The 22,313-nt window shown below is 59.5% G+C and carries 16 protein-coding genes; 3 read left to right on the plus strand and 13 right to left on the minus strand.

Annotated elements, in window-relative coordinates; translation table 11 throughout:
* Positions 1-131 precede the first annotated feature (131 nt).
* A complete protein-coding gene (gene hpsH / locus E8L03_RS03180) occupies positions 132-1,025 on the plus strand; it encodes a (2S)-3-sulfopropanediol dehydratase activating enzyme (RefSeq protein WP_171266552.1) in 894 nt (297 codons plus the stop codon).
* Positions 1,026-1,168: 143 nt separating this feature from the next.
* Here hpsH and E8L03_RS03185 read toward each other — a convergent pair whose 3' ends face one another.
* The 5 genes from E8L03_RS03185 to E8L03_RS03205 all read right to left on the minus strand — a co-directional run bounded on the left by E8L03_RS03185 (position 1,169) and on the right by E8L03_RS03205 (position 7,641).
* The gene (locus tag E8L03_RS03185; protein ID WP_171266553.1) at positions 1,169-2,605 is read right to left on the minus strand and encodes a sigma-54 interaction domain-containing protein; all 1,437 of its coding nucleotides are present in this window, start codon (positions 2,603-2,605) and stop codon (positions 1,169-1,171) included.
* A gap of 387 nt (positions 2,606-2,992) precedes the next feature.
* The gene (locus tag E8L03_RS03190; protein WP_244963642.1) at positions 2,993-4,675 is read right to left on the minus strand and encodes an ABC transporter permease; all 1,683 of its coding nucleotides are present in this window, start codon (positions 4,673-4,675) and stop codon (positions 2,993-2,995) included.
* A 12-nt stretch (positions 4,676-4,687) separates the two neighbouring features.
* Complete coding sequence (locus tag E8L03_RS03195; RefSeq protein WP_144307266.1) at positions 4,688-5,734, minus strand: ABC transporter ATP-binding protein; 1,047 nt, start codon at positions 5,732-5,734, stop codon at positions 4,688-4,690.
* Positions 5,735-5,744: 10 nt separating this feature from the next.
* The gene (locus E8L03_RS03200; RefSeq protein WP_171266554.1) at positions 5,745-6,785 is read right to left on the minus strand and encodes an extracellular solute-binding protein; all 1,041 of its coding nucleotides are present in this window, start codon (positions 6,783-6,785) and stop codon (positions 5,745-5,747) included.
* Between the two features lie 70 nt (positions 6,786-6,855).
* Complete coding sequence (locus E8L03_RS03205; RefSeq protein WP_235896744.1) at positions 6,856-7,641, minus strand: protein phosphatase 2C domain-containing protein; 786 nt, start codon at positions 7,639-7,641, stop codon at positions 6,856-6,858.
* Positions 7,642-8,103: 462 nt separating this feature from the next.
* Between E8L03_RS03205 and E8L03_RS03210 the strand changes: the two genes are divergently transcribed.
* Together E8L03_RS03210 and hisC are read left to right on the plus strand one after the other, a co-directional pair.
* On the plus strand, positions 8,104-9,417 hold the full coding sequence (locus E8L03_RS03210; protein ID WP_171266555.1) for a hypothetical protein: 1,314 nt from the start codon (positions 8,104-8,106) through the stop codon (positions 9,415-9,417).
* Positions 9,398-10,513 (plus strand): histidinol-phosphate transaminase, encoded by a 1,116-nt coding sequence (hisC, locus tag E8L03_RS03215; RefSeq protein WP_171266556.1) that lies wholly within the window; start codon positions 9,398-9,400, stop codon positions 10,511-10,513. Before E8L03_RS03210 ends, hisC begins: the two co-directional genes overlap by 20 nt.
* On the opposite strand, the gene E8L03_RS03220 is transcribed toward hisC, so the two are convergent.
* From E8L03_RS03220 to E8L03_RS03255, 8 genes are all read right to left on the minus strand, one after another.
* Positions 10,480-10,704, minus strand: a complete 225-nt coding sequence (locus E8L03_RS03220) for a hypothetical protein (protein WP_244963644.1) — start codon at positions 10,702-10,704, stop codon at positions 10,480-10,482. The genes hisC and E8L03_RS03220 overlap by 34 nt on opposite strands.
* Before the next feature lie 197 nt (positions 10,705-10,901).
* Positions 10,902-11,945, minus strand: a complete 1,044-nt coding sequence (locus tag E8L03_RS03225) for a hypothetical protein (protein ID WP_144307271.1) — start codon at positions 11,943-11,945, stop codon at positions 10,902-10,904.
* Between the two features lie 61 nt (positions 11,946-12,006).
* Positions 12,007-13,230, minus strand: a complete 1,224-nt coding sequence (locus E8L03_RS03230; protein ID WP_144307272.1) for an MFS transporter — start codon at positions 13,228-13,230, stop codon at positions 12,007-12,009.
* 344 nt (positions 13,231-13,574) lie between these two features.
* A complete protein-coding gene (locus E8L03_RS03235; protein ID WP_171266557.1) occupies positions 13,575-16,784 on the minus strand; it encodes an efflux RND transporter permease subunit in 3,210 nt (1,069 codons plus the stop codon).
* Entirely contained in the window at positions 16,781-17,875 is a 1,095-nt protein-coding gene (locus tag E8L03_RS03240; protein WP_171266558.1) for an efflux RND transporter periplasmic adaptor subunit, read from the minus strand. The genes E8L03_RS03235 and E8L03_RS03240 overlap by 4 nt, the downstream gene beginning before the upstream one ends.
* Before the next feature lie 626 nt (positions 17,876-18,501).
* Positions 18,502-19,473: a hydroxyacid dehydrogenase gene (locus E8L03_RS03245; protein WP_171266559.1), complete on the minus strand. Its 972-nt coding sequence runs from the start codon at positions 19,471-19,473 to the stop codon at positions 18,502-18,504.
* A gap of 53 nt (positions 19,474-19,526) precedes the next feature.
* Positions 19,527-20,951, minus strand: coding sequence for a lactate racemase domain-containing protein (locus E8L03_RS03250; RefSeq protein WP_171266560.1), 1,425 nt, complete (start codon positions 20,949-20,951; stop codon positions 19,527-19,529).
* A gap of 325 nt (positions 20,952-21,276) precedes the next feature.
* Positions 21,277-22,284, minus strand: a complete 1,008-nt coding sequence (locus E8L03_RS03255) for a PdxA family dehydrogenase (RefSeq protein WP_171266561.1) — start codon at positions 22,282-22,284, stop codon at positions 21,277-21,279.
* Positions 22,285-22,313: the final 29 nt, after the last annotated feature.

Below are 22,313 nucleotides of genomic sequence, written 5' to 3' on the forward strand. Positions count from 1 at the left end.
CATGGGGCGGATCGGGAGCCGTGCGCGCATGACTCCCGATCCCTTGGGGTTCCTTTCCCTTCATGTGCTGGCGTTGCGGCCATCGGGGAAAAAGAAGACGAAATAATGCGCGCGATGCAAAGGATCATGTCATGTTAGACAAAGACGTTACCGGTATTGTGTTCAATGTGCAGAAGTTCAGCGTGCACGACGGCCACGGCATCCGCACTCTGATCTTTCTGAAAGGGTGCCCGCTGCGCTGCCGTTGGTGCTGCAACCCCGAGTCGCAGTTGCTCGACCCGGAGCGCGCCTTCAACCCGACCCGATGCCTCACAGCCTCGGTGTGCGGCCGCTGCGTGGACGTCTGTCCGACCAAAGCCATCACGGTTGTCGGCGATTTGCTCATCATCGACCGCGAGCGGTGTACGGACTGCTTCGCCTGCGTGGATGCCTGTCCTTCCGGCGCGCAGACGATGTATGGCGAACGGCAGACCGTGGACCAGGTGCTGCGCCGTGTGGAGGAGGACAGTCTCTTCTACGCCAGATCCGGTGGCGGGCTGACGCTCAGCGGTGGCGAGGCCATGGCACAGCCCCAGTTTGTGACCGCGCTTCTGCGCGAGGCGAGAAAGCGGCACATCAATACAGCCATGGAGACGTGCGGCCACTACTCCTGGGATGTCCTGCAGGAAGCCTGCGGCCTGCTCGACAACCTCATCTACGACATCAAGTGCATGGACAGCGTCAGGCACAAGGAGTTCACCGGGGTCGGCAACGATCTGATTCTCAGTAATTTCAACAAGGTTTGCGAGACATTCCCCACGCTGCCAATCAAGGCTCGCACACCTGTTATTCCAGGGTTCAACGACTCGGCGGAAGACATCGTTGCTATCCGCAGGTTCATTGCCCAGCGTCCGAACGTCACTTACGAGCTGCTGCCTTTCCACCGCATGGGACAGCCGAAGTACGAGTACCTCGGCCGAAGCTACTCCTATGCGGACGCTTCCCTCCAGGAGGCCTCATTCAAGCAGCTGCAAACGCTCGTGTGACGATCCGCACGGATGCGGCATGACCTTGGAACGCGCCAGGACAGCGGCCTACTGGATCTGCCGCTGTCCTGGCTTACAAACGGGGGAATGTTAAAGCTGTACATGAAGTCGATGGCCGGCCGATTCGAGCGCGGGCCGCAGGCTCACGAGTCCTTAGTGGACTTCCGCTTCCGCCGCTTGTTTACAGGCATGGGCATGTTGAGATCTTTGGCCATGGCCCGGACCTTGCGGAACACAGTGGTGCGGTCGAGCTGGAAATGCTCGGCCATCTCCTGCAGCGAGCCGTACTGCTTCAGCCCCGCCAGAAGTACCTGATTCTCCAGCTCCCGCATGATGTCCTTGTAGGACCTGTCGGCTATGTCCAGGTCAGGTGCTTCGGCGTCCGCGATGTTGATGGGCGGCGCGCTGCTGCGCTTGATAGGCAGGTCGCCTTCATCAATGCGATCATTGGCGCTGGTGATGACGAGACCGTGGATGAGGTTTTCCATCTCGCGCACATTGCCGGGCCAGCGGTACTCGGTAAGCGCCTGGCCGGCCGCCGGGGTGAGCTCGCAGGAGCGTTTGTACCGGGCGCCATAGAACTCCAGAAAGCATTGGGCCAGGGGCAGAATGTCCCCTTTGCGCTTGCGCAGGGGCGGGATGCGGATGACCGCCACCTTGAGCCGGTAGTACAGATCGCTGCGGAACCGGCCGGCGGCGACTTCCTCTTCCAGATCCTTGTTGGTGGCAGCGATGACGCGCACGTCGATCTTGGTCGGCGTGGTGGAGCCCACGCGCTTGATTTCCCAGTCCTGGAGCAGGCGCAGCAGCCGGGATTGCATGGCAAGGGGCAGCTCGCCGATTTCGTCGAGGAACAGCGTCCCCGAGGAGGCGGCCTCGATCAAACCAACCTTGCCCTGCTTGATGCCGCCGGAAAAAGTACCCGGCGCGTAGCCGAACAGCTCCGTCTCCACGAGATTTTCCGGAATACTGCCGCAGTCGGCCTTGATGAACGGCTTGTCGGCCCGGGGGCTGGAGGCGTGCAGACGCCTGGCGAACACGTCTTTGCCCACGCCGGTCTCGCCCAGAAGCAGCACCGTGGCGTCTGTTTCGGCGAGCATGCCGATCTGGCCGATTGCCCGGCGCATGGCTTCGCTGTGAACGACCAGCGGGCAGATGCGTTGCTCGCCCGCGTCTATGCTTTGCAGCTTCTTGAACGTTTCCAGGAGCTCCCGCTGGGCGATGACCTGCTCCTTGAGCTCCTCCAGGGTGGTGATGTCGTAGATAAAGGTCACGACACAGGCGACCTCGCCCTGGTCGTCGAAAATCGGGTGCCCGTCCAGAAGGAGCTTCTTGCCGTTCATGAGGTTCTGGATGCGGGAGGTCTCCACCTTGCCCTTGACGATGATGGGGTTGAGCACGATGTCAAAGTGCCCGCCATCCACGAGCTCCTGGAGGTTCTTGCCGACGATGTCCTTTTTTTCAATCCCGGTCAGCCTGGAATACTTGGCGTTGATATGCAGGACGACGCCCTGGCTGTCGGTGATGCAGACAGCCTCTTTGAAGGCGTCGAGGAATGGTTCGAAATACTTGGCTTCCATACGAAATAGCCCTTGGGAACGCATCATGGCCCGGTCAGACAGCGGCAGGGCGTTGCGTCCGGCCCCCCGCCCGACACACAGGCGTGTATTATTAAAGAAAAAAGGCGTGGAGCCCACCTGCCGCGTTGCCTGAGACCGCGTCCCGGGAGTGTGCGACAGGATGACGGATGGTTGTCCGGCACACCGCATCGGACGTGAAGCGGTGCAAGGCCGGCTGACGGTGCGCCTGTATTATTCACGGGATGTCCCGTAACGTGCAATTATTTATACTATCTGTGTAGTTGTACAATGGCAAGCGTGGGGCCGGCGTGCCAGATCGGTTGTCGACAGGCAGCGGCCCGGTTCTCGAAACGCCTTGTTCGGAGAGTCGGAGGTACGGTCCAGCAGTCACCGCAGCACGGGGCTGACACGGCTGATGAGAATGCTCAGGCAGACGGTCAGCGCGATGAGCACCGTGCCGTAGGCCATGGCCAGGCCGATATCGTACTCGAAGATGGCGTTGACCATGGCTATGGAGATGGGCTTGTTGGACGCCGTGTAGAGAAAGGCCGAAACCGTGTACTCGCCTATGCTGCGCACAAAGACATACAGGAATCCGGCGAGGAGCCCCGGATAAAGGATGGGGAGGGTGACCTTGCAGAATGTCCGGCACCCTGATGCACCGAGGCTCTTGGACGCCTCCAGCAGGGTTGAGTTCAGCCCCTGGAATGAAATGTGTGTGATCCTGACCACGATGGGCAGGGATTTGATGAAGTAGCCCAGGGGCAGCAGTACGTACGCGCCCACCAGGACCATGTTGAAGGAAAACACGCTGGGCGTGCTGTTGGCCGTGATGATGTTGATGGCGATTGCGCTCGCCGGCATGGCCCAGGGCAGTACGACCAGAAAATCGACCAGCCCCCTCAATCTGTTCCGGGTCTTTTCGATGATCCAGGACGCTGGCACGGCAACGACCAGACAGAACAACGCGGCCATGATCGACATGTTGATGCTGTTCATGAAGGGGGCGAACTTGCGCGCCTTGGAGAAGATCGCCGCAAAGTTCTCCAGGGTGAATCTCTGGGGATAGATGGAGACCATCCACGAGCCCGAATCCACGAATGACAGGACTATGATGGTGACAAAGGGCAGCAGGATCAGCAGGACCAGGACCAGCTTGATCCCCGAAGCGCACCAGCGGAGCCGGCGGGTTCGTATCCGGATGGGTTGAAATGGCACGCCCTTGACCGAACTGATGAACAGCTTTTTCTTCTCGTACCAACGCAACACCATGAAAAAGCCCATGGAAATGGTCGTCAGGACCACCACCTGCACGGCGGCGGTCTCCATGTAGTTGTTGGCTTTGGACAGCAATATCTGGGTGGTCAGAACCTTGTACCCGCCGCCGATGATGCTGGGCGCGGCAAAGGAGCCGATGCCGGTCATGAACGTCACAGCCGCGGCGGTGATGATCGCCGGCGTGGTGAACGGCAGGATGACCGAGCGGAACACCTTTGCGCGCGACGCCCCCAGAACCCTGGCGCTCTCTATGACCGAAGCATCGATCTGTTTGATTGCCAGTGAAACCGTGAGATAAAAATAGACGTACTGGGTATACACGTGCACGAACAGGATGCCTGGTAGACCGGAGAAGCTGTACGGCGTTTTCTCCAGCCCGAGTAGCGACTCCAGGGTCTTGGTTACAAGGCCGCTCTCGCCGTAGAGCTGTACAAAAGCAAAGACGATGATGATTCCGGGCATCATCACCGGCAGGAGCAGGAGCTTGTCCAGCAATTCACGGTGGGGACATTCGAAGTAGTGTACCAGAAACGCCAGACCAATGCCCACCGAGGCGCACAGCACCACGGTCAGCACGCCGAGCAGGAGGGTGTTCTGCAGAACCTGCAGGCTGGAGGATGAGGTGAAGAACTCGACGTAGCGGCCGATTCCGGTCCCGTGGTCCACAGACAGGCTCTTCCACAACGTGGTGAGCGCCGGATACAGAATGTATCCCACCAGCACCCAGAGCAGCGCCAGGAAGCCGAAGCCCGGGACAATCCGGCTGGTCAGTTGCTTCTTACCTGCGGCCACGGCGTCTCCCCATCAGTCCTCAAGCAGTCTGAGGGCTTTTTCGGGCAGGGTCATCCAGACAGGTTCTCCGGGCTGCGGTTCCGACTTACGGGCGGCGGTATTCAGTTGCGCCACACGGAAGACAAACTCACCCACATGCACGATCAGGTCGATCCAGACCCCGTTCAGCTGGCGCCCGGCCAGCTGTCCCTGCAAGGTGTTGGGCGCATCCACGGGAGAGCTGGATAGCTCTATGTCCTGAGGTCTGATGGAAAGATGGCCTTGTCCACGCGCCGCACCTGGCATCCGTAGCTCGATTCCATGGGCCAGACGGGCTCTGTCGTTGTCCGTTGTTACCCGGAACAGGTTGGTGTCGCCTACGAACCCGGCCACGAAGACATTCCGCGGCGCGTTGTAGATTTCCAGGGGTGTCCCGATCTGCTCCACGCGGCCCTTGTTGAACACGGCCACACGGTCCGAAAGGGTCAGGGCTTCGGTCTGATCGTGGGTCACGAAGATGGTGGTTATTCCCAGCCGCTTCTGCAGCGATTTTATCTCGCCTCGCATGGCGTCGCGAAGGCGGGCGTCGAGATTGGAAAGCGGTTCGTCAAGTAGCAGAACGCTGGGCTCCACAGCCAGGGATCTGGCCAGAGCCACGCGCTGCTGCTCGCCTCCGGAAAGCTCCGTCACCTTGCGGCCGCCGAATCCGGCCAGCCCGACCATGTCCATGTAGAGCGCAACGGTTTCCTTCCGCTCCCGGGGCGTCTTGTTTTGAATGGCCACCCCGTACTCTATGTTCTGGTACACGGTCAGAAAGGGGAACAGGGAGTAGTTCTGGAACACCATGCCCACCTTGCGCTTTTCCGGCGCCAGATGGGTGATGTCTTTGCCATCCAGAAAAACCGCGCCTGATTGCGGAGTGATGAACCCCGCGATCAGGCGCAGCAGAGTGGTTTTTCCACAACCGGAAGGGCCGAGAAAGGTGAAGAACTCTCCTTTGCGTATGCCCAGATGGATGTCTTTGCAGGCCCAGACTCCATCGTAGGAGACCCCTACACCTTCGAGGACAACGCCCTCCATTCGGTCGCTCCTACTTCGCATCCTTGCCCGAGTCTTTTATTTCCGAATCCCAGTGCTGCATCCACTCGGATTGCTTGGAGGCCAGAGCGCCCCAGTCCACGTCCATGACGCGGAACTTGATCTCGCCCATCCATGCCGGGGAGCTGGCTATTGCATCGGGAAGGGTGGGCATGCGGTTGAACTGGTTCGCGAGCATGGACTGGACCTTGGCGCCGCCGGCAAATTCCACAAAGGCCTGCGCCGCGTTCGGGTGCTTCGCGCCCTTGATCACTGCGATGCCGTCGGTGATGACCGGAGAACCGCTGGTTGCGTCGATGATCTCCAGCGGCATTTTGTTCTTGATCTTGTTGTCGATAATCGAGTTGAGCACGGCAAAGCTGATGGCAGCCTCCTTCCGGCCCACGGCCTGGAATTGGAGCGAACCGCTGCCGTAGTACCGCTTGGTATTGGCGTCCACCGCCTTCAGGAATTTCCATCCCTCTTTCAGCTCACCTTTTTTCTCGAACTGCTGCAGCAGCGAGGAGTAGGTGGCGCGGGCCGAGGAGGACAGGGCGTTTCTGAAAACCATGGTGTCTTTGTACTTGGGGTCGGCCAGGTCCCACCAGTCCTTGGGCGCCTCGTCCTTGCTCATCATTTCGCTGTTGTAGAACATCAGCACCGGGGTCTGGATGGTGCCGTACCAGTAGCCGTCCTTGTCCTTGAAGATGGGCTGGATCTTGTCCGCCCAACTCGGCGTGCAGGGAGCGAAGAGATCTTCCGCCTTGAGCTCCTGATATACGGAGGAAGGCGCGCCGTACATGACATCGGACTGGGGGTTGGCCTTCTCGGCGCGAACCCTGTCGGCCAGCTCGCCTTTGAGGTTGATGAACTCGACCTTCACGCCGGTCTCCTTTTCGAAAGCATCCGCCACAACCTCCAGCATGGACTCGCCGTGGGTCGAGTAGACGACGACCTTCTCTTCCAGTGCGTCGGAGGCAAGAGCTACAGTGGGGACAAGAATGGCCGCCAGCAGGGTGAAGACGGCCCATCTGATGCAGTTTCCAATGTTCATGTGGTGTCCTCCCTTGGACTTTTCTGGGGAATCGCAAAAACAGGTGCACTGAAAACCCGCGCGCAGACAGTCACACATGGACGGCAATGGCCGCTATGTCGTCATGCGCCTTGAATCGCGGGTAGATACGACAATCCATGTCCGTGGCTTCCAGGGTCCTGATGCGGTCTCCGAGCTCCTGAAGGCCGTTTTGCCTGAAGATATCAACATGTTCATCAAAATCAGGCTGTTGCTCAGGGGTTGGGTTTGGCAGCAGCAATCCGTCGGTGAAAAGGAGTAGTTGGCAGATGCCGGCAAGCTGGCGCTCGCCGGAGTGGAGAAAATTCAGGGCCTCGGGTTCCCCGTTGAACACGCCGTAATCCCTGTTCATGCCGGAGCGGACCTTGAGGAGCTGGTTCTGCATAGCCTCATGGATCGGGGCGTCCGTGGTCCGGCAGATGTCCTTCCACAGGCACAGGGTCTCGACATCCTGGTTCGATCCTTCGCACAGGAACTCGTACTCGCCCGTGGTGTATATGCAGATGATCCGGCAATCCCCGATCTGCGCCCACTCAAGCGTGTCGCTTCGGATGCGGACCACCGCGGCGCTCGTGCTCCAGAGGCAGCCTCTGTCATCCAGATTTACATTGCGCTCGATCATGGCCTGCCGGATGCGCAGGTTGGCGCGTTCCGCAAGCTCGAACAGGGGCCGGTCATTTTGCTTGAAAGCTTTGGCGGCGGCGTTCGAGGCCAGGAATCCGCCTGTGAGACCATTCTCGTACGTAGCGGGAGTCAGGCTGGTTGCACCGTCGAACACGCCGAACAGATTTCCCTCCGTAATCAGGAAATCTTCGTTGATGTTTCCGGTGCCGGTCACAAATAACGTTTCTATCCGCATGTATCCCTGTGCATATGTTGTGGTTGGTAATGTTACAGTACAAAAAAGTAATGATGGCAAATTGATAGGAATCGTGAACAATTGGTCAATCCATCGAAATGCCCAATGCCCGGCGCTGCACTATCAACGTCGCTTGCTGAAAGCCTTTGTTATTCCTGGCGGAGAGGCGGCTGTCCGTTGATACCGGAAGCGGCTGAATTCATGCCCGCCAGCCCGCCGCATGAGCGGGGGGAAGGGTTTCTCCTTCCGCGTACCCGGCCGATCGCGATGTGTATTTCTCGATTGAATTTCGGCTGGTGCTTCCTGTGTGTTTTCCGCCCAGGGTGGGTCTCTGTCCGCGAGTATTCTTGCGCCGATTGGCTCGTGGCGTTATGAAAGCGCCTTCCGCATATCCGAAAGCGAGCCTGTCCAGTCCTGGATTCTGAGAGAAAAGTACACGCCATGCCCAAAGCACCCGATACAGTAACGCTGGAACTGCCGGCCCATGTCCGCTGGCTGCCGGCTGCCCAGGCTGTGGTGGAACACGGCGCCCCAACGCTGGGACTTCCTCCGAAAAAAGTCGTGCGTCTGGTTATGGCGGTGGAAGAGATATTCGTCCATTTGGCCAGAACCACCCCAGGATGCGCCGTACTGCTGCGCCTGCTGCGCCGGGGAAGCAGTGTCCAGGCGGTCTTCAGGTTCCAGGCGGACGTAGAAGATCTGTGGGCCATGAACCTGACGGCGGCGCAGGAGCTCACGCCCACAGACGAAAACATGGACCATATGGGCCTGTTGCTCGCCGCCGGCGTTTCGGACGGCTTCTCCATCACCCGGGAAGGCGGGACCGTGCAGCTCGTGCTCAGCCAGGACAAGGTCTATCCGGAAACAACGCCGTCGGATCGCGGCCTCACCGCTGCTCGCGGAGCTCTGCGTATGGTGGATGACCCGCATCCGGCCGAGGTGGCCGAGGCCTGCGCCCTGGCACGAGGCCTTTATCCAGCCGAGAAGCTCCATCCGGACCTTTCCATGGCGGGAAAGCTCGTGGACAATGCGGCCGGAGGCGGAATCGTCCTCTCCGTGGCCAAGGACGATGCAGGAGCCATCCTCGGAATGATGTTCTGGGAACAGACATCGGAAAGGAGCGTGGGGTTCTGCGGACCGTACGTCTTCAGCCAGAACTCCGGGCCTGTCGCGAAAGCCCTTACCGAGAACATGCTCAACTGCCTGGCCCGCAGCCGGACCATCGGCGTATGCAGCCGTCGCGCCACCGACGACCTGCCCCTGGAGGGATTCGAAGCGCTGGCCAGGATCCACTACTGCCACAAGAACATCGTCTGCGCGGAACAGCGCATTTGGTTCCGCCTGCTGCGCGAGGATGACGGCGCCGTGATCTGGGCCCATGCCGGCATGGTCGATTTCCTGGAGGAAACCTATGCGCGGCTCTCACTCATGCGCGACATCCGCACCGTGGAGAACATCGGCATAGAGATGCCGGCGCGCTCGGTCCTTGCTGCGGAGCTGAACCAGGAGCTGAGTGAGGCGTACCTGCGGGTGTTGATTCCAGGCCTCGATGTGGAGGAGAACATCCGGAAGCATGCAGCCCACCTGAGGAGCTCCGGGTACGAAAACATCTTCTTCACTCTGGATCTGGCCTTGGGAGAACAGGCCTGCCTCGGAGGAGCGCTCATGGCCAACGGCTTCGAACCTGCTCTTGTGCTCCCCTTTGCCGGCAAATCAGACCTGGTGGTGTTCCAGCATGTCGCTCCCCGCTCTTGACCGGCTCGTCCCGGCACATATCCAGCGTTTCGAACCGTATTATCCCAGCAAGCCGGACCATGTGCTCAAGCGCATGTACCATGTGGACACTCTTCACAGGCTGAATAACAACGAGAATCCGCTGGGCCCTCCAGCGGCTGTCCACCGTCTGGTGGAGTCCTTCTCCCCGGAGACCGTGCCGGTCTACCCGAACGGCGACTGCTTCGACCTGCGCCTGCAGCTCGCGCAGAAGTTTTCCAAGGACCCGGACCAGTTCCTCGTGGGAAACGGCTCGTGCGAGGTTATTTCCAGTGTCATCAAGGCCTTCTGTGAAGAAGGGGATAATATAATAACCGCGGACAAGACATTCGCCGTCTATGAATGGGTGGCGGAGTTCTCCGGCATAGAAGCCAGGCTCATTCCGCTCCGCGAAGGCGCTTTCGATCCGCAGGCCATGTTGGAGGCCATGGACGAACGCACCAAGATTCTTTTCGTCTGCAATCCGAACAACCCCACCGGCACCTACTGGGATGCCGACACGATGAAGGATTTCCTGGAACGGGCAGGGGATGGCCGGATTATCGTGTTGGACGAGGCGTACTTCGAATACGTGGACAAGGCGGACTATCCGAACGGGATGGAGCTCATGCGCCAGCATCCCAACATCATCGTTTTCCGCACCTTCTCGAAAATGTACGCTTTGGCGGCAGCGCGGATTGGCTATCTCTGCGGTTCGCCGGAGGTGGTGAACATCGTGCGCCGGACGCATATCGTCTACTCCGTGAATACACTCGCCCAGATGGCCGCCGCCGCGGCGCTTGAGGACGACGGGCCCTTCATTCAGGCCACCCGGCGCATGGTTTCTGAAGCGAAATCGCTGCTCTGCTCACTTTTTGACGAGTTGGGACTGGAGTACGTTGCCAACGAGGGCAACTATGTGATGGTCCGACTGCCCATGCCAGACACCCTCATGTATCGGAAGCTCATGACCAGAGGCATCATGGTGCGCACCATGACAGGCTTTCGTTTTCCCAACTGGATACGGGTGAGCCTAGTGGAGCGGCCTGTGATGGAGATGTTCTGTCAGGCCTTCACCGAAGCGCTCCGGGAAAGCTGAGCCGCAGGCTCATACCAATTGCGTGAGGAGTAGCAGAAGGTTGCCGGCGACCTCGCGACGTACGCCGCCGACGAGCGGATATCGTCGATGGGTCTGACGGCAGGTCGCACAAGCTTCGCCGCATCGCGCAGGGCGGTCATGCCGAGCGTGCGGCCGATGAGAGGCTGCCCGGCCGCTTCGCAGCGGAGCACCGTGGGACCGCGGCCTTGATGCGCGCATGGGGAACGCCGGCGCGTTTGACTCCGACCCTGAGAAGCACCTCGGGATATTCATCGATCGCATAGCGCTCGGTTCCCGGCGCCTTGGACATGCCATCCGCGCGTTGCGAGGTGCGGCCTATCTTCAAGCAAGGACCGTTTCGTCGAATCCCTCAAGCCACACGTTGCGGCTATCCGGCGGCTCGCACCGATTCCCAGTCGGCGCGCACGATCCTGAGGAACTCCTGCGAGTGCTCCGTGAGCAGCTGGATGTTGTCCCAGATGGGATCGCCAGCAATCCGTTGCAGTAAAAGCGCGTCTCTGTCGAACCACACCGGCAGGATTCCCCCAAGGAAGTAGCCGGCCCTGCGCGCTGTCGAAACCGCCGCAGGCAGACCGGGCTGCCACAGAGGGAGCACGAGCTGTGAGACGTGACGGCCGGAACACTGGCCGTCCAGATTGGCGAATGTTTCAGCGAAATCCTTGCCGATCTTTTCCACGGTGATGCGGGCGAAGCTGACAGCCTCTGCGTGGTTGACGCAACATGCGGTGTGTTCCGCCGGCTCGCCGTCCTTCACGAAAGAGCGTTGCAGGTCAAGCGCCTCGTACAGGCCGGGCAGCACGTTGGCGTACTCGTCCGGCAGGATGAGTTCCTGGTGGGCATCGTTTAAAAGCTGGATCTGGTCGAGCAGGGATATCCTGCCTGTGGACCAGCCCTCCTGAACCTGAGCCCGTGGCTCCAGCACCTCGATCTCCAGGGCGCACGCGGGAGAAACGAAGCGAGCCGCCAGCTTCTGGGTGAGTATGTGGTCGCAGACGCTTTGGCCGAAAAGCGCGTCGAGACCCAGGTGCTCGGGAATATTCTGATGGAGCCTGAGCGTCAATCGCAGGGCCAGCGTTGTTGTGCGGTACGCCGGATGTACGATCCAGGAACCCGCTTCCATGATGCGCCGGCCAGGGGGATTGCGGAAGAGGGCGTACAGGCCCACGATATCCCCGTTCTCCGTGCGCCCAACCACCTGGTGCAGGTCGCCGCAAGCATTGAGGCGTATCATCTCCTCAGGATCGTACACATTGTCTACGGGGAAGGATTCGCCGTACTCGGCAAAGAAAAGCCTGGCGATTCCCTCTGCATCCTCTGGCCTGAAGTCGTCCACCACAAATTTTTGCTTGGGCGCTATGGGACGTGCGTTTTGACGCAATCTGGCCAGGTTTTCCGTTCGCGATGCTGTCATTTCTCCACCTCTTCACTGTTACCCATTCGCCTGCCGGGTGCGCAGCACAGACTCTTCACGATCAGCTTCCAGCAGGCTCGGCCTTTGGTGAGCCGGATTCCATCTGGAACCGGGTTGCCCACGTCACAATGCTGGCGAGCACGGCGAATCCTGCTGCCACGAGGAACAGCCCGCTTGGCATGAGCCCGCTGGCCAGCAGCGCTCCTCCGAGCAGGGGACCGAAAACGTATCCGGCGTCTATGGTGGAGAGCATGAGATTCGTATTGAGGCCGCGGCTCTGCGGCGGGGATGCGAGATATACGGCGGAGCCCAGGAGCGGCATGGCGGCGCCCAGACACGAGCCGTAGATCACGGCCAGCCCGAGAACGGCCCACTGCGCCTTTGTCTCGCCCAGAAAGATCATGCAGGCGGCGAGGAGCAGGAGCGCGAAGGTGATGCCTTTGCGCTTGTCCAGCCTGTCGAAAAACGGGCTGCCGAAAGCACGCACCGTGAGCATCGCGCAGATATAGAACGTGAAGAAAAGGCCGGGTCGGTCCATGCGGATGGAGAGGGCGTAGTCCTTTATGAAGAAGTAGACCGTGGTCACCGCCATGAACAGGAGCAGGTTTACCAGAAGCAGTCGGCGTACGTTCCTGGGGAGAAGCGATTCGCGAATGCGATCAAGCCCGGTAGCGAGCTTCGTGTCCGGCTCCTCCGGCAGCCTCTCGACGCGCTTGCGTAGCGGGTACAGCAACGCGAGGGCAGGAAGCATGATGAGAGAGACCCAGGCATACGCCACTGCCTCGTTGCCGGTATGGCGTAGCATCATCTCCATGAACGGCGGCATGATGGCGAAGGGGGCCTGGGTCATGATGGTGAACACGCCGAAAGCCGCCGCGCTTTTGCCCGGGGGTATGAAGTGCACGAAAACGGCGGCTGCTCCGGAAACAAGCGCAACGAATCCGGTGCCGTGCAGGAGCCGCACCAGTGCCAGGGTCGGGACAGTGGTTGCGAAACGATAGGCGAGCAGGGCGGCGATGATGAGGACAAGGCTGCCGGCCATGACTGTCACCCCATTGCGCAGATGGAGCCGCGGGCTGATGAGCGGCCGCAGGAACAGTGCGGCGAGGGGTTCCATTCCCAGCAACGGCCCCCGCCATTCGGCAGCTATCCCGAGGCGTTCCATGTAGATATTGAACGAGTAGAAGACGGCGATGTTGCAGAACGCGAGAAGCGCGATCGCATAGAGCACCAGGAGTTCGAAGCGCAGTAGAGAGTGAGCGGGCGACGACTCGGCGGTAGTCATGGCAGCCCTGCTCCCTGTGGACTCGGGCTGTCCATGATGGTTTGTCGCGGCAACGCCTTCATTCTCATAAAGCGCAGGATGGGTCGGACTGGAATCGTATGTCTTTGCAACGCGGGAATCACTCGAATCACTCTGAGCACGTGAGCGGATTGGCAACTCTCTGGGAGGTTTCCGAAGGCTTGGAATACGCTATCGGCCAAGCCTGCGCAACGCCGGATACCCAAGGAGTTTGATGCCAAGACTTCTTCGGAGCGGTGAGCACTGTCATGCGATGACCCGCGCCGAGCAGCTCCTGGACGACGATGGAGTCGACCCACCCTGTCGTACAGGCGGAACATGCCCCCTCAGGCACTCGGCGCTCTATGCCGGCGCAGCCATGCCAGCGGGCGGGTCACCAGGGCTTCGAGCAGGTTTCGCGATTTTTCCGAGACAACGGGCATGGACTCGATGACGGTGACCAGCAGGCACGGCAGGAACGTCAGAGTGACGACCATCGATGTAAGCATGCCGCCCAGCATGACCGCGCCGAGGCCCCGGTAGAGCTCGGTACCGGCGCCCGGGATCGCCACGAGCGGGAGGAGCCCGATGACCGTTGTACAGGTCGACATCAAGATCGGCCGCAGCCGCGTGCGTACGGCGTGTTCGACGGCGGAGGCCGGCGAGGCGCCTTCCCCCAGGCCGTGATAGGCCTCCATCACAATCAGAATTGGATTGTTCACCACTGCGCTCAGCAGCACCAGAAAGCCAAGCAACGTAATCATATCGAAAGGCTGATCGATGCGTCCAAGACCAAAGAGATCGAGCAACGCGCCGCTGCCGTTGAGAAGCGCGAGCCCCAGCATGCCGCCTGCCGCTCCCAACGGCACGGTTATCATTACCAGCAGGGGGTGCCCCCAATGCCGGAACGTGGCGACCAGCGCCAAGTAGGACAGGACGATGGCGATCAGAAAATTGCTGAACAGCGATTGCCGCGTTGAATCGAGCTGATCGGCGGCCCCCGTGATGTCCAATGATACGCCGTCCGGCACTTCGCCGGCCATGCTCATTTCGTCGAGGATCTGGCGCCGGACCTGTTCGACGCCGGCTTCCAGCGGCACAGAACGAGGGGGAACTATGTAAAGTGTCACCGTCCGGCGGCCGTTCACGCGCCGAATGCTGTCTGTATCGACTGTTTCGTGCAAATCAGCGAGCGCAGACACAGGCAGAACGGCTCCCGACGGTGTCGCGATAGCCAGATGCTGCAGATCCTCGGGGCGTTGAGCCATCCCCGCGCTGCTGAATAAATAAATGTCGACCTGACGGTCATCGAGGATCATGCGGTCGACAAACGCACCGTCACTCAAGGCCGCCACAGAATAGCCGAAGCGGCTGGAATCGAGTCCAACCTCGGCTATGCGATCCCAACGCGGCCGGAGTTCCAGAAGCGGTTGATCCAGCGTCAGCGAACCGGGTTCCGAGCTTATCTGAGCATCGGGGAACAAGTGTTCAGCCCGGGCAAAGGCCAGTTCGGCCACCCTGTATATCTGCTGAAGATCGTTGCCGGATATTTCGATGTTGATGCTCCGCGTCCCGCCATCTTCTGCCGAAATGACCGAGCCACGCGCTGTCGATGCCCGCATTCCGGGCACCGCCGTCATCCGTTTCTCCAAAGCCCTGCGCAGTGGCTCGATCTGGGAGGGATCGCTCGGATCAGTCACCACCGTTATCCCCTGGGCGTCGACGAACATGGAGAACATCTCTATGTCCGGAAAATTCGCCGTCTGTTGCGCATCATAGGATGCGCCGCCTCTTCTGTGGGGACGCAAATCGGCGATGAGGTCTTCAGTTACGCCTTCCATCTCGCTCAGGCTGTAACCAGGCGGAGCAACCATGTTGGCGAAGACTCGCGCCTCTTCGCCTTCGGGAAGATATTCCGCCGGCGGCGTCAGCAAAATGAGCGCCAGGACAGCCCCTGCAACCGTGCCTGCGATCACCAACAGCCGACGCATTCGCGATTTGATGAACCAGTTGAGGCGCTGCGCAACCCGATCGAAATATCCGCCTCCAGCAGGGGGCTCGTCTTCGTGCGGCCCCATCAATCGTGCAGCAAGGGCGGGGACGACCGAGGCGGCAACAAGGAGCGATGCGATGATTGATGCCGCGAACGCGATCACAATGTCGGAGAAAAGCTGCCCAGCCTCATCGTCGACCAGTAGTATCGGCAGAAACACGATTATCGTCGTTGCCGTGCAAGCGAGGACTGCCCGCCATACGCGCCACGTGCCTTCTACGGCGGCGTCGAATGGCTTCAGCCCGCGCCTGCGCTCCTGGTCGATGCTCTCCAGCACGACGACCGCATTGTCGACGGTCATACCGAGCGCGAAAGCTATCCCGGCCAGCGAGATTACATTGAGCGTGCGGCCGGCAAGCAGCAGGCCGGCAAAGGCCGCGATGGTGCAGAGCGGAATGGCGATGACGCCGATCGCGGTTGTCCGTATCGATCGCAGGAAGATGTAAAGCACAAGCGAGGCGAGCAGGGCGCCCATCCCGAGCGCCCGCCAGACGCTCGCCACCGATTGCTCGACATATCGAGCATCCTCCGAGAACAGCGAAATCTGGAGACCTTCGGGCGCCAGAACCTCGCGCCCAATCGCTTCGACCTCAGGAAGCACGGCGTATTTAGTCTGGATAACATTCGCGCCGGTTTCGCGCCGCACCGACAGAAACAGCGCAGGCTCGCCGTTAACGAAAGTGAGCTCCTGCTGCTCGTAATGATCGAGCTGCACGTTGCCCAGCTCGGACAGACGGGTGATGGTTCCGTTCTCTTCGGCGACGATCAACGATGTGATCTCGGCAGCGCCGGCGAATCTACCCACGGTACGCACCAACATACGACGCTTGCCCATGTCGAGGTCGCCGCCGGATGTGTCCAGGTTCCGCGCCCTGAGCGCGTCGCGTACATCGCTCATATCCAGTCCGCGCTGGGCCAGCCGTTCAGGGTCGACCTCAATACGGACCTGCCGTTCGGCTCCCCCCATGATGCCAACCAGAGACACGCCGGGAATACGCTCGATTCGCGGACGAACCTCGTCGTCTAGAAAGTCGCGCACCATCGCCAGGTCGAGATCCATGCCGTTGTCGGGGCGTGGCGTAATGGCGAAATACATGAAAGGCTCTTCGGAGGACGAAGTCGTGGTCAAAGCCGGCTGATCGACATTCTCCGGATAGTCGGAAACCTGGCTGAGCGCGTTGCTTGTCCGAAGCAGAGCCTCATTGACGTCGGCACCGAACGGAAAATCCAATCGTATGCCCGCCTGCCCGGTGCTTGCTGTTGAGATGATACGCTGGAGATTGGGCAATGTGCGCAGGTACTGCTCCTGCTCGATCAATATCTCCTGTTCCACATCCTGGGGCGTGGCCCCAGGCCACTGGGTCTCGACCATCACAGTGCGGGTTGCGACATCGGGTATCATCTGCACCGGAACGCTGAACGCCGCGAGAAGACCGAGCACGCAAAGGCCCAGAACGCTCACCGCAAGCAGGGTGGTATGACGAAGAATGCTCTCGAAACTCATTGATTCTGCCGGACCAGGCTGATGGTTTGTCCTTCCTGAAGCGCTTCATTTCCCTCAACCACGACCTCCTGCCCGGCGTGGAGATTGCCGGTGATCGCGACTTCGTCTTGCTGGCGATAAAGAAAACGGACAGTTCTGCGCTTGGCGATGTGCGTTTCGCCGACAGTTTCGACGACGAAAACGCTTTGGCCGCCATCAGCTTGGCGAAGGAGGGCATCGCTATGGATGGATATTGCGTCGGGACGAGGCGGCAAGACGATTTCTGCCCGTGCGGACATGCCGGGGAGCAACCGCCCTGTGGAATCGTCGACGAGCAGGCGCAATAGAAAGGCTCGTGTACCGGCATTTGCAGCCGGCACTTTCGCAATGATGCGCGCCGGCAGAGAATCACTTCCAAGCGCTTGAGAATAAATCCGTAATTGGGCGTTCTCGTCAATTTGTTCGAAGCGTTCCTGTGGCACTTGCAGATCGAGACGGACGCGGTCGAACGCCACCAAACGAAACACGGACGTCCCCCGCGCAACCCATGCACCGGCTTCGGTCATGCGCTCGGAAATCACGCCTGAAAATGGCGCGGGAAGGCTATGGCGATCGATAAGCTCCTGTTGTTCTTTCGCGCTGGCTCTGGCCGATGCCTCGGCTGCAAGCGCAATCGCCAACTCGGACTCACGTTCCTCAATTTGGGACGTCGCGATGAAGTCTCCCTCACCAAGCTGCTGCGAGATCGCCAGCTGCCGTTCCGCCTCACGGCGAACGGCCGTTGCCTGCTGAAGCTGCGCGCGCATCCGCGCCAGCGCCTGGCGTGCAACCTGCCGATCGAGATCCAGGAGCAGGCTGCCGGACTGCACCCTGTCTCCGGCATCCACATGCACCTTTGAAACGAGTCCGTCGACACGAGGCGAGAGCAGAACATCCTGCTCCGCCGTCAAGGTTCCTGAAAACGAGAGGCGCTCTCCGAAGACCGCTTTTTCTGCACGCTCAGCGATGACGCGTACTGGAGGTTCCTCAATGGGCTCTTCACCACCCGCAGTGTCGCAGCTCGTCAAAGGTAACGCTGCGGCGAGAAAAGAAACCGCAAGCAGGCCCTTCATCAAACAGGACATTCTTAGCCTGAAAATATTCATGCTGGAAAAATACGAATAAGTGATCGTATTTGTCTAATCGCTTTCGCCTTGGCTCCAGCATCGTCATGTTTAACAGCTTGGTATTGTTAATTTTTAGGCCTAAAGTTCTAAAGAGCATGGGGCAGGTCATCCCCGTTGTTTGATCAGCGGGTTCGCGTTTGCACAGGCGCTCTTGCTCCGCCAAAGCGTGTACGGATGCGGTTCAGCAGGAGCTATGGAAGGGAAGGTCGTTGGGATCGATCGGTGGCGCGCTGGACGACGGTTGCGCTCGCCGGGCTTGGACGGCTAACGGCTGTTCCGACTGTTCAACGGCTCCTGTCACAGCCTGGCACCGCAATGCGGTGGTTGGGAATGACCTCTCCCCTGGTCCATGCCCATTGTCCATTAGGCTAAGTGGCAAGTTCAGAGAGGCTGAAATTCTCTCGGCGCAGGGCCCACACGCGCTGCTGATTAAGCAGAAAGAAGCAGCCCCGTTCGCGGCTCTGCTAGATGGATACGAGGCATGAAGGAAATTCCGAGGCTGTAGACAGGCCATGAAAGGTCTACCGAATGTATCCCATTTCGTGCCTCATGCGCCCCTGAGACTCAGCACCTCAGGGGGCAGGGGGAGGCAGGGGAGCGGGCCATGTGGGAGGGAGGCCATTCAAAACATCGATCACACTCCGGGCGGCTTGTTCGGCCATTCGCTCCAGGGCCTCATGCGTATGCGCGGCTCCGTGGGGGGTGAGAATCACGTTTTCCATCTGGAGGAGCGGATTGCCTTCCTGCGGGGGCTCTTCTTCAAAGACATCCAGCCCGGCTCCGCCAATTCGTCCGGCCATCAGTATTTCGATGAGCTCTTTTTCTTTGACGATCTGTCCCCTGGAGCAATTGATCAAGAAAGCGCCGGGTTGCATCAGCTCCAATTCCGTGCGGCCGATCAGGCCTTCGGTTTCAGGCGTCAAGGGCATGTGGAGGGAAACGTAATCCGCGATTCCGAGCACTTCACGCCAATCAGGAATCAGCTTCACACCGGGACATTTCGCCGGGTCGGGGTGCGGGGTATACGCGACGACCCGCATTCGCAGGCCATGCAGCGCCATTTGGGCCAGACTCCTGCCACTCTTGCCCATTCCCAAAATGCCCAGTGTCTTTCCGCTTAATTCTCTTCCTGGCAGGCGCTTCCGAACTTCGAAATCACTGTCGCGAACCGCGCGGTCCCACGTGATAAGATTGCGGGACAGGGCCAGGATCAGGGCCAAGGCATGTTCCGCCACGGATATGCAGTTCGCTTCTGGCGTATGCGTTACGACTACGCCGTTCTCGGCGGCAGCAGTGAGATCTATACGATCCAGCCCGACGCCGTGGCGTGCGATTACCTTGAGTCGCGGCGCGCTTTCGATGACCTCGCGATTGATCGCCGCATTCTTTACGATCATTCCTTCGACGTCCGGCGTGCTCTTCAACGTGTCTTTCAGTTGGGAAGCCGACAACGGATTGTCGAAAGCGACAACATCGTGGCCGGCTTCCCTGAGCATGCGCACACCGGGTTCCCCTATGGGCTGGACAAGGGCTACCTTGGACATCGCACACCACCCAAGGCCGCGCCGGGTACAAGTAAGGTCCCGGCGCGGCGGCATTATTGTTTCATGTGCAAATGAACTGCGGTACCGCCGGAAAAGCACTCGGGCGTGCACAGAATCCTGGGCTTTGCTCCGACTAAGCGTCTGGCGCGTTCCATGGCCTGGTCAAAGGTGCTTACCGGGATCATCCCCATTCCCCGTGCGTACTCCGGCTTTTGGGGGCCCACGAGAAACACTGCAGGGCATCTGAGTTGCGGGACGGAGCCGCCGCTGATCATGGACATGGCATGAAAGGGGTGATAGGTATTATAATTGGAATAGCTATATCGGTATTCCTTGTTGTTTACGATATCCATCATGTCCGACGAAGTCAGGAACTCGGCCGCGGTACAATGGCGTTGCAACGCGTGGTAGGTTTCCTCGTAGCTTGGAAACCAATGGGGGTTGAACCACCCGTCGCATACTGCTGCCGCGATGATGATCGGATCAGGCCGCAGCGCGTTCCAGCACCGTGTCAACTGCCCTCCAATCGCCAGGCTCATGAGTATGGGGTTGCTTCCCATGCCCGGGCCGTAGTGGAAGTTCCTGGGCAGGCCCACCACCAGAATGTCCGCCCGCTCGTCCATGTCCAGGTGCACGTTCGTTCGCTGGGCGGCCAGGGGCCAGGTAGCCTTCTCCACTTCGGCCAGTGTGCCGGCCGCGACCTGCAGCACCTGGGCATGTTGCCCCAGAACAGCATCCACGACGAAAAATTGCTTGCCCATGCCCTTTTCCATGGCCTGGCCGATGCTGGTAAATTGTTTTCGCATGTGTGATTTCGGCGAGGCGCCGAGCCAGTCTTCCCGGTGCATGGTCTTCGGGCAATGATGGCTGGCAATGGATCGCCATCCGGACAACCCGGTAGCCACCATCTTGTGGCCGCCGCTGTATCCGCCATACGGATTGCCGGCGCAGTGGCCAATCATGATCGCCAGGTCCGCTTCCGCAACCTGGCGATTGAGTTGTACCGCATTGCCCATTTCATCCTCGCCCAGGTCCAGAAGATCATCGGCTTCGGCGTCGTGATTGCTGATGCGGTCCGGATAGAATAGATTGACAATGTCCTTGCCGAGATAGCTGTAAAACTCCTCAAGGGTGTTGTGGCGGTGCAACCCCGGGGCGCAAAGCAGATGGATGTTCTCCATCTTTGTTCCCGCAGCGAGGAGTTCTTCCAGAATAATGGGAATGGAAGTCCGACGGTGGCTGTTGGGTGATGATCCGCCTTTGACCCTGTCCGGAAAGGCGATGACCACTTTCTTGTCCGGTCCTGCCAGCTCCGACAGGGGCGGCGAACCCAGGGGGTTTTCCAATGCCTTACGGACGGCTTCGCGAGGATCAACGGCAGGTGGATCGGTGTAGGTCTGGCCATAACGCACCACCACGCTGTCTTCCGGCAGATCGACAGCCATCTTGCCGTCTCCGTAATCCAACAATATCTCCATGATGTTCATCCTTATCTAGCACGAGGTGTGCGACGTCAGCTCGCAACGCTCCCCGGCGAAAACCAGCGCATTCTTTAAGCGCAAATCAAGATAACTCACTGAAATAACCAACCATTTCCAGGAAAGACATAAAAGCTTTTAAGAGCGCCTCACAAGACCTTGTTTCCATTCGAGCGGCTTGCCTCCTGGCATCGCCAAACTGCACATTGACTCTACTACGCCTGCTTTGTTGTCTTCGTCAGTCGCCAAGCCGCTCGCGCTCGGCGGAACAATCGATTTTGTTAGACATTCAAGCTTTTTTGAAAATCGAAATAGTCCAAAATGATCATAGGTTGTATTTGTTTTTGGCCATTTGCGAGATGAGTTCGACCGTGGTGCGCAGCACACCATGGTTGGCTTTTCCCTGCCAGGCGATATCCGGCGCGCAGCCGTGGTCAACAGTGGCGAAGATATAGGGGATGCCTATGGCGACGGCCGAGGCATCCATGAACGAATCCACTTTTACAGGGATGTGTCCCTGGTCGTGATACATGGCCACGTAGGCGTCATAGCGAGGATTCGTGGTGCACTGGTAGAAAAGGGAGTCGGCTGGAACTGGTCCATCGATGTTCAAACCCAATTCCCGCGCGGCTTCGATGGCCGGGATTATGTGTTCCTCTTCTTCGGTTCCGAACATGCCTTCCTCGCCGGAATGAGGATTCAACCCCGAAACGGCGATGTGCGGCTTATCGACGCCGAACAACGCCATGGCCTCTGCTCCGGCTTTGATTGCCTTGAAAACCAGGTCCTTCGTGATCATGTCCAGGGCCTTTCGCAAGGAAACATGCAGCGTCGTGTTCACCACCCGCGTCTTGTTGGCCACCAGCATCATAAAGGGATCTGGCTCGCCGATCATATCGGCGATGTAGTAGGGATAGCCCAGGAAGTTGTAGCCGGCCAAGTCCGCGGCTTTCTTGCTGTGGGGGCCTCCCACTCCGCCGTGAATGCTCTCTTCCTTGTAGAACTCGATCAGTTTGTCCGTGTAGTTGAGCATGGCCCGGCCGGTGACCGCGTTGTGTTTTCCCGCTTCGAGCTTTTCGAGGGGGACGTCCTGGAGGTCTATGAGGTTGATCTCCTCGGAGCCCCAGTCAGCTTCTTTCGGGTGGCCGATGGCGCGGAACTTCAAAGGAACATCGAACTTGCGGCAGGCCAGCTCCAGAACTCGCGCATCCCCGATGGCCAAGGGTCTGCAAACGTTTTTTCCCGAGATGTCATTAAGCATTTTCACCAGAACTTCCGGGCCGATGCCCGAAGCCTCGCCCATGGTGATTCCAATAATGGGTAAGTTGTTCATCAACTTCCTACCTCCGATGGTATATCCGT

The organism is Oceanidesulfovibrio marinus, from assembly GCF_013085545.1.
GTDB classification, from domain to species: domain Bacteria; phylum Desulfobacterota; class Desulfovibrionia; order Desulfovibrionales; family Desulfovibrionaceae; genus Oceanidesulfovibrio; species Oceanidesulfovibrio marinus.

What these genes read in the sequence shown, in the direction of transcription:
- E8L03_RS03250 (WP_171266560.1), bottom strand. Translation starts at nt 20,951, where the DNA reads ATGGAGATATTGTTGGATTACGGAGACGGCAAGATGGCTGTCGATCTG.
- E8L03_RS03185 (WP_171266553.1), bottom strand. Translation starts at nt 2,605, where the DNA reads ATGGAAGCCAAGTATTTCGAACCATTCCTCGACGCCTTCAAAGAGGCT.
- E8L03_RS03210 (WP_171266555.1), top strand. Translation starts at nt 8,104, where the DNA reads ATGCCCAAAGCACCCGATACAGTAACGCTGGAACTGCCGGCCCATGTC.
- E8L03_RS03225 (WP_144307271.1), bottom strand. Translation starts at nt 11,945, where the DNA reads ATGACAGCATCGCGAACGGAAAACCTGGCCAGATTGCGTCAAAACGCA.
- E8L03_RS03235 (WP_171266557.1), bottom strand. Translation starts at nt 16,784, where the DNA reads ATGAGTTTCGAGAGCATTCTTCGTCATACCACCCTGCTTGCGGTGAGC.
- E8L03_RS03245 (WP_171266559.1), bottom strand. Translation starts at nt 19,473, where the DNA reads ATGTCCAAGGTAGCCCTTGTCCAGCCCATAGGGGAACCCGGTGTGCGC.
- E8L03_RS03200 (WP_171266554.1), bottom strand. Translation starts at nt 6,785, where the DNA reads ATGAACATTGGAAACTGCATCAGATGGGCCGTCTTCACCCTGCTGGCG.
- hpsH (WP_171266552.1), top strand. Translation starts at nt 132, where the DNA reads ATGTTAGACAAAGACGTTACCGGTATTGTGTTCAATGTGCAGAAGTTC.
- E8L03_RS03255 (WP_171266561.1), bottom strand. Translation starts at nt 22,284, where the DNA reads ATGAACAACTTACCCATTATTGGAATCACCATGGGCGAGGCTTCGGGC.
- E8L03_RS03240 (WP_171266558.1), bottom strand. Translation starts at nt 17,875, where the DNA reads ATGAAGGGCCTGCTTGCGGTTTCTTTTCTCGCCGCAGCGTTACCTTTG.
- hisC (WP_171266556.1), top strand. Translation starts at nt 9,398, where the DNA reads ATGTCGCTCCCCGCTCTTGACCGGCTCGTCCCGGCACATATCCAGCGT.
- E8L03_RS03195 (WP_144307266.1), bottom strand. Translation starts at nt 5,734, where the DNA reads ATGGAGGGCGTTGTCCTCGAAGGTGTAGGGGTCTCCTACGATGGAGTC.
- E8L03_RS03230 (WP_144307272.1), bottom strand. Translation starts at nt 13,230, where the DNA reads ATGACTACCGCCGAGTCGTCGCCCGCTCACTCTCTACTGCGCTTCGAA.